The organism is Litchfieldia alkalitelluris, from assembly GCF_002019645.1.
GTDB classification, from domain to species: domain Bacteria; phylum Bacillota; class Bacilli; order Bacillales; family Bacillaceae_L; genus Litchfieldia; species Litchfieldia alkalitelluris.
The window spans coordinates 737,095-750,842 of record NZ_KV917374.1 but is presented as its reverse complement, the minus strand read 5'-3'; the positions used below and the strand labels follow the sequence as shown (position 1 = coordinate 750,842).

The 13,748-nt window shown below is 30.8% G+C and carries 10 protein-coding genes and 1 pseudogene; all 11 read right to left on the bottom strand.

What is annotated here, in order from left to right:
• Nucleotides 1-17: 17 nt before the first annotated feature.
• Nucleotides 18-836: a sugar phosphate isomerase/epimerase family protein gene (locus BK579_RS03585; RefSeq protein WP_078543584.1), complete on the bottom strand. Its 819-nt coding sequence runs from the start codon at nucleotides 834-836 to the stop codon at nucleotides 18-20.
• A gap of 2 nt (nucleotides 837-838) precedes the next feature.
• A complete protein-coding gene (locus BK579_RS03580; RefSeq protein WP_078543582.1) occupies nucleotides 839-1,783 on the bottom strand; it encodes an NAD-dependent epimerase/dehydratase family protein in 945 nt (314 codons plus the stop codon).
• Between the two features lie 28 nt (nucleotides 1,784-1,811).
• Nucleotides 1,812-3,590, bottom strand: coding sequence for a hypothetical protein (locus BK579_RS03575; RefSeq protein WP_078543580.1), 1,779 nt, complete (start codon nucleotides 3,588-3,590; stop codon nucleotides 1,812-1,814).
• 172 nt (nucleotides 3,591-3,762) lie between these two features.
• Nucleotides 3,763-4,650, bottom strand: a pseudogene (gene galE / locus BK579_RS03570) (UDP-glucose 4-epimerase GalE).
• A 432-nt stretch (nucleotides 4,651-5,082) separates the two neighbouring features.
• Nucleotides 5,083-6,498 carry a Coenzyme F420 hydrogenase/dehydrogenase, beta subunit C-terminal domain gene (locus tag BK579_RS03565; protein WP_078543579.1) on the bottom strand — a complete coding sequence of 472 codons (1,416 nt, stop codon included), beginning with the start codon at nucleotides 6,496-6,498 and terminating at the stop codon, nucleotides 5,083-5,085.
• Nucleotides 6,499-6,518: 20 nt separating this feature from the next.
• Nucleotides 6,519-8,048: an oligosaccharide flippase family protein gene (locus BK579_RS03560; protein WP_235848549.1), complete on the bottom strand. Its 1,530-nt coding sequence runs from the start codon at nucleotides 8,046-8,048 to the stop codon at nucleotides 6,519-6,521.
• A gap of 39 nt (nucleotides 8,049-8,087) precedes the next feature.
• Nucleotides 8,088-9,149, bottom strand: coding sequence for a polysaccharide pyruvyl transferase family protein (locus tag BK579_RS03555; RefSeq protein ID WP_169891051.1), 1,062 nt, complete (start codon nucleotides 9,147-9,149; stop codon nucleotides 8,088-8,090).
• 48 nt (nucleotides 9,150-9,197) lie between these two features.
• Nucleotides 9,198-10,409, bottom strand: a complete 1,212-nt coding sequence (locus tag BK579_RS03550) for a glycosyltransferase (protein WP_078543572.1) — start codon at nucleotides 10,407-10,409, stop codon at nucleotides 9,198-9,200.
• Nucleotides 10,410-10,448: 39 nt separating this feature from the next.
• A complete protein-coding gene (gene wecB, locus BK579_RS03545) occupies nucleotides 10,449-11,573 on the bottom strand; it encodes a non-hydrolyzing UDP-N-acetylglucosamine 2-epimerase (RefSeq protein ID WP_078543570.1) in 1,125 nt (374 codons plus the stop codon).
• Between the two features lie 3 nt (nucleotides 11,574-11,576).
• Complete coding sequence (locus BK579_RS03540) at nucleotides 11,577-12,686, bottom strand: capsular polysaccharide biosynthesis protein CapF (RefSeq protein WP_078543568.1); 1,110 nt, start codon at nucleotides 12,684-12,686, stop codon at nucleotides 11,577-11,579.
• 15 nt (nucleotides 12,687-12,701) lie between these two features.
• The gene (locus BK579_RS03535) at nucleotides 12,702-13,739 is read right to left on the bottom strand and encodes a nucleoside-diphosphate sugar epimerase/dehydratase (RefSeq protein WP_078543566.1); all 1,038 of its coding nucleotides are present in this window, start codon (nucleotides 13,737-13,739) and stop codon (nucleotides 12,702-12,704) included.
• Between the last annotated feature and the right edge of the window lie 9 nt (nucleotides 13,740-13,748).

Below are 13,748 nucleotides of genomic sequence, written 5' to 3'. Positions count from 1 at the left end.
CCTTACTAATTTTTCAATTAAATATTTTTTGTAGATATACTGCTCCATACATCCTTCACTAACTGCATCGCCTCTTTAATCTCATCCAGGTTGGTTCTCTTCATTTCAATGGAAATGAAGTTTTTATAATGCAAATTGCTAAGGGTTTTTAATAATTCTAGATAAAAGACTTTATTATTTGAATCTATTTTACTTAAAGAAGGTTCACTAATATGAACATGATTAATATAGTTAATTCCATCAGTAATTACCTTGAGATCTTCATTGTTAATGTGGATTGTTCCGGTATCTATTTGAAGTCTCAGTCCCTTACAATCTACAATTTTCACTAGTTCAATCGCTTCTTTTGTCGTATTGATAAAATTTGTACCATACACTTCAGGGTTCGGTTCAATGGAAACTACTGTTCCTTTTTCTAAAGCATATTCTCCCAATTCTCTAAAAAACTCAACAGCAATTCCATATTGAGATTCATAATCGTAGATTACTCGATTTTTCGGTGATCCAAATACTAGATTTCCTATCCCTAATACAGAAGCAAAATCAATCGCTTTTTTGAGATAGTTTTTCAAGCTTTCTCTTTGATCTGCCGTCTCAAATAAAGTTAAATCCGGTCGATTAAAAATAAGTGATTGCATAGAAACTAAGCTTAACTTCTCCTGGTTTTCAATATACTTCCGAAACTTTGTAAGCTTTTCATTACTTTGATCATACGGATCTTCAAATACTCTCGTTGGAGCTATTTCAAGACCTTCAAATCCATTCTCTCTCATTAAAGCGTAAATCTCTTTATCTTCACTCTCAGTCCACGCGATATTTGATACAGCTAACTTCATTTCTAGAAGCCACCATTTCGTAGATAGTTATTTATACCATTAACGACATCGTCTTTCGTATATAAATATCCATTCTCCCCATTAAAAAGCTTATAGTGAATTGATTTCATATCATACTTAACAGGATCTCTTCCATTGATAATGTTAGAAAACTCTTCATTAAAGCAATTCTCTGCAATTTCTCTTGCTGAAACTGGCTCTACAGAGATATTTAAAACTTTCACATTGTTAGCGATTGCTTTTTCTATATCGCTCCATAAATTGGACAAATCATAAAAAGGGAACTCACTTCTAGAATCAGTAAATACAAGACTAGTACATTCAATAGTTTCTAAAATGTTAATGAGATCTGCTTTAGTTATTTCATTATTAGTGTTATATAGGTAATTTCCGTTCCCATCTAAATCATAGGATTCTTTCAAAACATTTGCTTTATCCATTGATAAATCTTTAACTAACTGGTTGAATTTTTCTCCCAATATCATACTAGGAATTTTTGTCCTCATATCATAGATAAAATTTTTCTTTAATCCTTTTCCATACAATGCAGGTAACCTTACAATAAGGTAATCAGCAAATTGTTCTTTAACAAACTCCTCTAAATAAAGTCTGTTTAATCCATAAGGTTGACACTTTGTTTTATCAATTGTTGTGTTTTCATCAACATTTAATGGGTTATTGTATACATCGATTGTTGAGATATGAACAAATTTCTTTGTCTTTATTTTCTTTAGTATTCCTACTAGGTTATCTATACCTTCTAGATCCTTTTCTGGATATTTATTTGCAAGAAACTTCTCTGCTCTTACCCCAGAATTAATAACCAAACCAAATTCACTATTTACAATAGAATCTATATTTTTAGAATTAAATTTCTCTTGAAAAACTGTTGATTTATCTAAGTTAGTCCCAACAAATCCTGTATATCCAATCAATGCTTTTTTCATATTTAATATCTCCTATTTAAGATAGTATTTAGTCTCCAAGTTGGTACAAATGTGTAATTTCTGTTGCTCTGACATTCATTATTGATTTAAAAATATCTACTAGTTCTTTATCAGAAGAATACAAATAGTTCAAATCAAAAAATTCAACAAAATCTTTAGCATTAGTTACACTAATATTATTAGGCGACATGATTGTAACCTGATTAGACAATGCGGCAAATTTAGGCAAATCTATAGTTGGTTCATTCCTGTTAATAATAATTCTTGGATGTACCTTACCACTCAAATAATCATATATGTGTTGATTTTCAGATATATTTAAAGCATAACCGGTGTTACTTTCTGAAATTAGAGCCTTCATGGAATTGAATGCAATTTTTTCAAATATATAATCGTCTAATTTAGGTATTAGTGCACATAAAGAAATGATAAGCACAAGGACAATATGCTTAGTAGAATAATTTTTTAAGTTATAATTTTTATTAAGAAAATTAAATAAAATATATAAAACAACGTAAAATGTGAAGAACGATACTAAAATATGATACCTGGTGTCTGAATATCCGGTTAATAATATTGCTATAGTCTGTAAAAATATTGGGATAAACAGAATAAATAAGGCTTTTTCTTTCAAATAATGCTTTAGCCTTTCAATATTGCTGTTCATTCTTATTAAACCAGATCCTATTAAAATAGTGAACGTTATAAATAACTCTTTAACATACGTATATTCTGAAATGAAAATAAATAAACTTTTTATACCAATAAGCCATCTTTTCAAACTTTCATGAAACCAGAGTACTGGGTCGTCGAAAAATGTTAATGCAGGATTGTCTATTGAAAAAAATGTAGATGGCCTAGTATCTGGAATATTAATTAAGCGACGTCCATTATCTGTTATAAAAAACACATCAAAATGAAGTTTTGAATAAATTACCCAAGGAGAAAGCATAATTATTAAGCCTACAAAATAGAATACTATAAATTTCAAGAAAACTTTTTTATTCAGGAAAATCGTTAAAGCACCTAAGGCACATGCTACTGGTAAATAATCAAAACGGTTTAACACACCTAGACCTGAAATAATTGATAATAAAATAACCCTTTTCACATTAAATTTATTGATATTTTTAATTATAATATAAGAAGTTATTACAAATAACAATAAATTTAAAGGGATCGTACTACCACCTACATAACAATTCACCATTTCAGTATTTAACAGTAATAATGCACTAATTATTAAACTTACAAATACATTTTGTGTTTGTATACCCATTTTCACAATATAGTATAATAGTAAAAAACATACTATAAAGTTGATTACAACAGATGACAAAACACCAAAGTTAAAAAACATATTTATTGATGCCATTAAAAAAGGATATAAAGGTGGGAATGCCATTTGATATGGGGTATTAATGATATGTTGCCTTATCATATCCATTCTTCCAAAATCAACAAATACATTTTTTGAAACGTCAAAAACTTGCCAAGTATCAAATTGAACCAATGGGAATTTAATAGCATTAGAAAGTATTAAAGAAAGAATGAAAAAAACTATAATGACACTTATTATATAGTATTTTTTATATATACTATTATCTTTTTGAATTAAATTAACTGTCTTATAACTTATAATAAAACAAATAAAGATAATAACAGTTGGAATAAATAAACGTAAATAGTAAAAACTATTTATAGATTTTAAATCGCTAAACAAAAAAGCAGATAATCCATATGAAATTATAAATGTTAAAGTTAAAACAGTTCTAATATTTAAATGTGAAGTTTTAATTACTCCCATATTCAAATAGCTCCTTTTAATCTTAAATATCATTTTTTTATACCAAAATAATACATAATTAGTACATAACTGTAACTTAAATCAATGTTGCCCATTATTGAATATTTCAACATTTACTTTATGGGGCGCGAACTACCGCCCCCGTGTTTCCGAATCAACCGGTATTAAAAATTTATTTAGATTCACTTTGATCATTATAATTCTTCTCGAATCGCCATGCATCACGGCACATGGCAATAATATTTCGTTTGGCTGTCCGACCTAGTTCTCACTCTACTTTTGAGGCAACAGCATAGCATGAAGCAATATCTCCAGATCTGCGATCTACTATTTCATAAGGAACTTCAAAACCATTAGCTTCTTCAAAAGCTTTAACTAACTCAAGTACGCTGGTACCTTGACCAGTCCCCAAATTATAAACATGGGCACCTTCTTTAAGATTATCTAACGCCGCAACATGTCCTTCTGCTAGATCCAGCACAAGAATATAATCTCTTACTCCCGTACCTTCTATTGTTGGCTAGTCGTTACCAAAGACTCGTAGTTTTTCAATTTTCCCATTGGCAACCTGAGTGCATAAGGTATTAGCTTATTTGGTATGCCATTAGTTACTTCACCAATTAATCCACTCTCATGAGCACCGACTGGATTAAAATATCGAAGAAGTGCAACTGAAAATTCCGGATTTTCTTTAGCTATGTCAGTTTGAATTCGCTCACTCAGTGCTTTAGTTTCACCATACTGATTTGTAGTTGGTAAAAGACCCATAGTCTCAACAAAAGGAACTTTATTATCTCCGTATACAGTTGCAGAAGAGCTAAAGACAAACCTATTCACATCATATTTCTGACAAGCTTTTGCAAGAACCATAGTACTTACAATATTGTTATAATAATAAGTTAATGGTATGTCTACTGATTCCCCTACTGCTTTCCAGCCGGCAATATGAATGACAACATCTATTTTTATTATTATTGAAAATAACATCAACAGCTTGTTTATCCGTTACATCAATTTCGTAAAATGTAACCTCAATATCTGTAATATATCTATTTATTATTTAATTTGACAATGTTCTAGTTATTAGAGGGAACAAAGCTGAAAACTTTTTCACCAATATATGACCACCCCACCATGCATCTTAAAAGAAACTCGTTAGTCAAACAGTACAGAGCCTATGCTACTTCCCTTTTTAATTTTATTTCTTTTTTTCTATCTGTTAAATACCTAGCTAATTTAATTGAGGGTAACTCGATGTAAAGATAAGATAAACTAGATAATATAAACTAGATAATATAAAAGAGATAACAACTGCAATTATTATGTTAAACCAGATTGGAAAAATGTCATAAAGTGGGGGTCTGCCCCCAGTATTCTCAATTGTTATTTGTTGTGTCTAACAATTGGGGTGCAGTACATACCTGTCCCTATGTCCCCAAATGTAGAAATCTTTCAGGACATCCCTTTAACGCTTAAAATATATAACTACCCTTTATTTTTTCACTAACTTAAAAACCTCTCTCTTCAATTTCCCTAAAATCCTTCTTGCTACAGATGGTGCTACCGTCTTATCATAATCTTTAATAATTGGATCCATATATTTAATAAATGCAGCAAAGTCTTCTTCTTTTTCTGCTAGTTTATAAGCTTTAAAGCTTTCCTGTGATAGGAATGTTCTTTTCTTATAAATATTCTTTCTTTTTGAAGTATGCTTGTGACTGGGTTCTACTCTCTTATTTGGTCGCCATTCATTATTTTTATCCTTCAAATACAATCGATAAGATAGTCCATCTCTTCTATGTCGAAATCCACCTGCTTGAGACTGATAAACCTTTTCGGGACTTATTTCCTCAATATGAATGGTACTAGCCTTATTTTCTTCCAATATCTTTTGAATAACAGGATTTCTAACAACGATAATATTGGTACCCATGCTATCCTTTGAGTATTTTGGTAGCCAAGCATCTCCAATTGTTACATCAGCAGTTTCTGCAAGGACATCATCACAAAATTCACATGCATTATATTTAAATAACCCATGTCCCCAGTTAGTAGTGTATAGCTCATTTGTGGGTGAACTTAATACAACTTCTTGACCATCTTTTTCACCTTGAACTTCAACTCCATAATCATTAGCTGGCCTATCAACTAATTTTTTTCTAAAATCAATACTAGTTAATTTATCAGGCTCTATTCCCATTTCCCAACCCATTGATTTTGCGAACATATCACTTTTCAAGTGACCGCAAACAAGTCCAATTGAATACTTAATTCTTTCTTTGATAAGTTCGTTTTGGTCTGCTAATAAGCGAATAGATTTAATATAACAAGGTATACCAATCAATGCATATCTACCTTCATTTTCTGTTACAAATTTTATGATTTTGGACATTTCAATTGGATAGTATTTTGACTTAGCACCTTTAGACAATTCATTTTCATTGTAGGAAATTTGGTATTCAAATAACATATTATTATCAGTTCCGTGTGCGGATTTGACGTGGATGATGCCGTCAACTAGATTTGCGTTTAATAGCTGAGCTGCAATCCAGTTCCCCATACCTCCAGAACTTCCTCGTTTTCTAAATTCCCCTTCTTTAACGTAACCTGCATAATTCTTTATATAAAATCCTGTAAATTCGTTAAAGCTAGTATCATTTGAATCTCCGAAAACAGCTTTTCCTATATCCGTTTCATTTTTGCTATCATTTGAAAAAGGACAAACGGCTAAAGCATTACCTTTCACTTTTTCAGTTTGATCGCCCTCATTCAAAAACGCTCTATATTTCCCATCTCCGTCTATTTTCATTGTAAAAGGAGAGCTTTCTAAACTTGCACAAGCTCCACATCCAATACAATAGTCATTACTTATTACTGTGTCGATTAATTCTTTAACCTTTTCGTTCATTTATACACATCCTTGAAATACTATGACTTATATGTTTTACGAGCCTTATCGTATATTTTAATGATCTTTCTAACAATTGAAGTACATAAGTACTTTTCAAATTTGTTTAATCCCTTGTACCACATTAAACATCCAAAAAGGATTGAATATAATATAATTTTAACTAATAAAACGAGGATACTATCTTGTGGTAAAAAATAATTAATTACAGATCCTATAAACAAGGAAAGTGCAACAGGTATTGACATCAAAACTATATTCTTCCAAAAAAGCGGTATATTAAGTCCTACCCGTCTATGATAATAAATATTCATTATAATAACATTACCAATAGCATAAGAAATTCCAGTCCCTAAAGCTACACCAATGCCGCCATATTTTTTTGCCAACAGTATGGAAATAATCACATTTAATATTGCTATTATAATTAAAACTACTGATCTAAAACCTTGTAAATTTTTAGCTTGCAATATAGCTATTCCAATATTTTGTATCAAAGGAATAGTAATTGGTATCATAATAATCAATGACATATAGTAAGCTTGAGTATAGTCCCAACCAGCCCACATACCTATAAAATTATACCCAAATAAAATAAACCCACATAAGATATATGCCATTATTAAATACTGCACTCTGCCATATTTAATCATAATTTCCGACAATTCTTCATTACTTGCATTATTAGCTACCATCATAGAGACGCGAGGTAAAAACAGACCACTTATCGCAGTAGAAAACTGCAAATATAATCTAACAAATTGAATCGCAATTGCAAATATTGCCACAGCAGCTACACCTGACACTCCACCTAAAATCAACTGTCCCGTATTCCAATTAATTTGATCTACAATAATTGCTAAGAAAATGAAAAATGAATAACCTAGTATTTCTCTCAATAACTGAAAATCTACTTTTCCAAAGTAAAATCTAATCTTTATATTTCTAAAGCAATAGTAAACATTAAACAGTAAAAACGATATATTTACTACAGTAGTAATAACTACCATCGCTACCGATCCATATCCGATAAATAATAAAGGTAAGGTAATAACTGGCACTATTATAGAACGGAGAATTGCTACAACTTTGACAACAACAAACCTTTCATATGCCTGCATGATTGAACCAAATACTGCTAGTGGAAAGGATAGAGCAAAATTAATAATTAGAATAATCACCATAACTTTTGCTTTCTCTAATTCAGATACTGTTAAACTGGCTCCGAATATATTGTCAATTGTATTATACAGAATAATACCAACAACTATTGTCAGTACTCCTATAATAGAATAGAGTATTAAGAACAGCCCATTCAACTTCGATTCTACTTCTTTATCACCTATTGCTCTATTTCTGGCAGTATACCTTACTATTGCATTACCTAATCCCATATCCATGACACTTAGGTAAGCAGAAACTGAACCAATTAAAGCGTAGAGTCCATATTCTGCTTGACCAAGAAGCCTAATCATAACTGGCGTATATAAAAGAGCAACAAGTATCGTTATAAGAATGGATACGTATGATAAAATTGCTCCTGATTTCATTTGATTCACTAAAAACATCTTCCTTCTTAATACAAAAGATTATCCCTTATTTAATAATGCATTATCTAAAAATTCTCGAGAAGTTTCTTGTAGTGTTTTTAACTTTTCATCAACCATATCCCAATAAATTTTTTCATTATATAGGTTACTAATTAACCCCTCATCATAGATATCTATTTTTCTATTCATTAAATCTAATGCATCTAAAAGTGTTAAAATCCTATCATTCATCTTTGAGCCTTCAACAGGAACAATAATAAACGGTTTGTGGAATATTATTGAAAAAACTACTCCATGAAATGAATTAGTAACCACGAATTTAGCATTTTTTATCTTATATAACCAATCAATTAACTCGATAGGCTCATTATTGTACAAGTTGTCGCGAAATCCATTAAGTTTATCATTATATAAATAATCTTTTATTTGATGAGCTAAATTTTGATTTTCATGTAAAATGTAGGAAAAAAGCTGAACTGTCTTTTTATTTTTCTTATTAATTAACAAATTTTCATAAATGCTTTTATCAACTAGTAATGTAGGATCAACAACACGTGTAGCTTGTAATCCCAATTTCCCAACAATGTCCTTACCAGTATTTTCTCTAACACCAATGTTTTTAAATTTTTTTAATTCAGGTGCAATTATCTCCGAAACTTCAGATTTTAACTCGTTTGTCCCAAAACTTGTTGCGTAAGATATTCTCACATCTTTATCTTTAGCAAAATTAAGGTAATAGCTCTTATTAACATCATTCTCTGAGTGTAATAAAAACCATTCATTCCAAACCTGGTCACTGCCGCAGATTAAAACATTATAATCTGTACACTTTTCCACCAATTCCTTATTTGAATAGAATGTTTTAGTCGATAAAGCTAAGTTATTCTTTCTAAATTTATTAATTCTTTTTTCCTTTATTAACTCATTGATCCTTATATTTTTAATGTTCGCTAAAATTCCAGTAGCTTTTACTTTAAATGGTATATAATTTATTATTTCCGTTTGATACCCTAGCGAAATAATATATTGTTGAAGGGCAAATGCCTGAAGGACAGCCCCGTAATTAGTTGCCCAATGAAATGTTATAGTGCCTACTTTCACTGTCTTACCTCCAATTGATTCTATTATTAATTAACTAATTCCATATTTTTAGACAATCGTTTCATAAATTAAAATATATTCTCTATATTTACTATTCATTTCATACTTTTTCGCCTGATTTAATGTATTCTCTTTTTTAAATTCACTTTTGTTATTAGTTAATACATTATAAAACTCTTCAGTATTATATTTTTCTACTATAATTCCACAATCAGGGGTTATACTTTCTGGTACAGCAGTCATGTTTGAAACAATTGCCGGAGTTCCGCAAGCTAATGCTTCGACAGTTACCATCCCCATAGTTTCTTCAACGCTAGGATTCATAAAAAAATCAGCAGTGCTATATATCTCTGCTAATTCCCGAACATTATCTGTTTTTATTAATCCAAGTATGTTTGAAGGTATTTCTCTTATCTGCTTTTCCGATAATCCTACCAATACGATCTGGTAATTTTCATTTAATTGCGCAGCTAATTCAACAAATATATTTAAGCCTTTTTTCTTACTCCATGGATTGGCTACGCCTAATACAATTTTTTTATCTCTTAAATTAAATTTTTCTCTAAAGTTACTTTTTGTAGGTTTAAACACATTTAGGTCAATTCCGTTATTAATCACTCTAATCGGATATTCTTTTAGAAAAGATTCCTTTACTCTTTCTTGTAACCATATTGATGGAGTGGTGATAACCATATTTTCCACACCAGTAAACCATTCCTTTTTTAAATGGTACATCTCTCTAGTCCTATCTATTTTACTGGCTGGATATTCCCTGAATTGTGGACAATCAAAACATCCATCCTTCCATTTCATACAATTTATTTCAGAAAAGTGTGGACAATGGCCTGTAAATGCCCAACAATCATGTAAAGTCCAAATTACAGAAATGTTATTTTTTTTAATATAATTAAATAACATTCTTAGATTTATATAACAATTGTGTAGATTATGCAGGTGAATAATATCAGGCTTTATTATATCAAGTTTTCTAAGAAAATCTTTAGTCCCAAGGTATAAAAAACAACCATTAAAACCTGTATAATAAGATAGTTGTAATGAAAGGTTTCTTTCAATAATACTTCCTATTAGGATTTCATTTTCTAGTTTTTTCATTTTATTTGAACGGGAATTTGCATAGGCAATATAGGCCGTATATCCTTGTTCTTCGGCTTTCTTTGCGATATTAAGCATAATACTCCCGGTACTACCAAAATTCCCTGAATTTAAATAAACTATCTTTAATTTTCGATCATTATGCACTAGGTTCCACCCTCACGCTTAAGACTTACTCTATATTGATTATTCTTTCCATACGACTCTATTTACATAATCTGTATAGGATAATATAATCCTTAATACTTTTTCAGAAACATTTGGTTTACTATAGTCACTAACTAGTTTTAGAGTACCTATTTGTTGTGTATTTAGAATTTCTAACCCTTGTAATATTCTTTCTTTTTTTAAGCCTACTAACATAACGGATGCTTCTTCCATCGCCTCTGGTCTTTCGTGCGCTTGTCTAATATTAAGAGCTTTAAAACCAAGAATAGAAGATTCCTCACTAATCGTTCCACTATCACTAAGTACAGCTTTAGCCTTAGTTTGTAGCTTCACATAATCATTAAACCCTAAAGGTTTCATTGTTTTAACCAAAGGATTGAACACTATACCCTTAGCCTCTATCATATTTCTAGTTCTAGGATGTGTACTTACAATCAATGGCAAGTTATATTTTTCTGTAATCGCATTTAAACTATCCACTAAATCTAAGAAATTAATTTCTGAATTAATATTTTCCTCTCTATGAGCCGATACTACAAAATAGTTTCCTTCTTCTAAGTTTAATTTCTCTAACACGTCTGAATTCTCAATATCGTCTTTTCTGGAATTTAGAACTTCAAACATAGGACTTCCTGTTTTAATAATCCTATCTGATGGGAATCCTTCTCTAAGAAGATATTCTCTTGCAATATCACTATAAGTTAAATTAATATCAGCTGTATGGTCGACAATTTTCCTATTAGTTTCTTCTGGTACTCTTTGATCAAAACATCTGTTTCCCGCTTCCATATGGAAAATAGGAATATGTCTTCTTTTTGCAGCAATAGCACATAAACAACTATTGGTATCACCCAATACTAGTAATGCATCTGGTTTTACCTCTTCCAAAATAGGATCTATTTTAACTAGTATATTTCCTATAGTTTCTACCGCTGTTCCAGTAGCTGCATTAAGAAAATAGTCAGGCTTTTTTAAATTAAAATCGTTAAAAAACACTTCATTTAATTCATAATCATAATTTTGCCCTGTATGGACAAGCGTATGTTTAATTGCATTTGACTCTTCTAATTTTTTTATAACAGCTGACAGTCTTATAATCTCAGGTCTAGTTCCAACTACTGTCATGACTTTTAATTTCTTCATTAATTATACCTCCACAAAATAAGTGTCCGGCTTTTCTGGATTAAAGCATTCATTTGCCCACATTACTGTTACGAGATCTTTTTCTCCTACGTTTACAATCGAGTGTGTATATCCAGTAGGAATATCTATAACCTGTAGCTTTTCTCCACTTACTCTATATTCAATAATTTCATCAGATTCTATCTTTCTAAAGCGAATTAAACCTTCTCCACTAACAACTAAAAACTTTTCATTTTTAGTATGGTGCCAATGGTTTCCTTTTGTAATCCCAGGTTTAGACACATTTAAGGAAACTTGCCCTCTTTCAGGTGTTCTCAGAAATTCTGTAAAAGATCCTCTATGATCACAATTCATTTTAAGGTCATATGAAAACTGATCCTCAGGTAAAAAGCTTAAATAAGTACTATATAGCTTCTTAGTTAATGCATTTTCCATATTTGGAATACTTAAATTTGTTCTGCTTTCTTTGAAACTCTTTATAAGTTCAGATAACTCTCCAAGTTTAATATTATGTGTTACAGGAACAACACAGAAATCTCCATGCATTGTAGGTTTTCCCTCTAAAGCTCTTAAAAACTCCTCTAATACATCATCGATATAACAAAGGTTAAGTTCTGCATCTGGATTGTTGATTTGAATATTTAAATCTCTAGCTATATTATGACAAAAAGTAGCCACCACAGTATTATAGTTAGGTTTACTCCACTTACCAAATAAGTTTGGAAGTCGATATACATAAACTTTTGCATCTGTTTCATAATAATAGTTTAATAATAAGTCTTCTCCTGCCTTCTTACTTCTTCCATAAGGGTTATCCTTTTCTGCTTGAATAGAAGAGGAAATGAGAACAGGAGATTTATTGTCTTGTTTTTTTAATAGTTCTAATAAATGAGAAGTTAAACCAAAGTTACCTTTCATAAATTCTTCTTCATCTTCCGGTCTGTTTACTCCCGCTAAATGAAAAACAAAATCACATTCCTTTGTATACTTTTCAAGTAGTGAAAGATCACTTTCTCGACTAAACTCAAATATATCGTTAAATCCTCTATTCTTAAGCTCTGCGATAAGGTTTTTTCCTACAAACCCGTTTGCACCTGTTACAAGAATTTTCATGAATAACTACCACCTTTAGTTCATTACATGAACCTTTTTATTCCATTCTTTAAGCTCTTTTTGCACATAATCTAATTCAAGTAATTTTCCTTTAATTTCTTCAACATTAAGAATTTGTGTATTATCAGAATTATATTCTTCTACAGTAGTTAGCTTTTGATCTCCCTCCGCAAAATACTTATCGTAGTTAAGATCTCTTTGATCCGCAGGAACTCTATAGAAACCAGGTAAATCTTCTGCCTTTACATATTCCTCTTTCGTAAGAAGTGTTTCATAACGTTTTTCTCCATGACGGGTTCCAATAATCTTTATTTCATTATCCGCATTAAATAATTCTTTTACAGCTTGAGCAAGATCACCAATAGTGCTAGCTGGGGATTTTTGGACCATAATATCTCCTGCTTCAGCATTTTGGAATGCAAAGATTACTAACTCTACCGCTTCTTCTAAACTCATAAGAAATCTTGTCATATTAGGATCCGTTACTGTCAAAGGCTGACCACTTTTAATTTGTTCAATAAATAATGGTATAACTGATCCGCGTGAGGCCATAACATTTCCATATCTTGTTCCACAAATTAATGTCCTATCGGGATCAACCGTTTTCGATTTAGCAACAAATACTTTTTCCATCATCGCTTTTGAAATACCCATCGCATTAATTGGGTATGCAGCTTTATCAGTTGAGAGACAAATTGCCTTCTTTACTTCATATTCAATAGCAGCTGTTAGTACATTATCTGTACCCAATATGTTTGTTTTTACCGCTTCTAAAGGGAAAAACTCACAAGATGGAACTTGTTTTAATGCTGCTGCATGGAAAATATAATCCACCCCATGCATCGCATTTTTAACGCTCGCCAAATCTCTTACATCCCCAAGATAAAACTTAAGTTTATCATTTTTGTAAAATTTCCGCATATCATCTTGTTTTTTTTCGTCTCTTGAAAAAATCCGAATTTCTTTTATATCAGTGTTTAAAAATCTGTTCATTACTGCATTACCGAAGGACCCAGTTCCACCTGTTATTAATAGAGTCTTTCCTTTAAACATTGTACATTC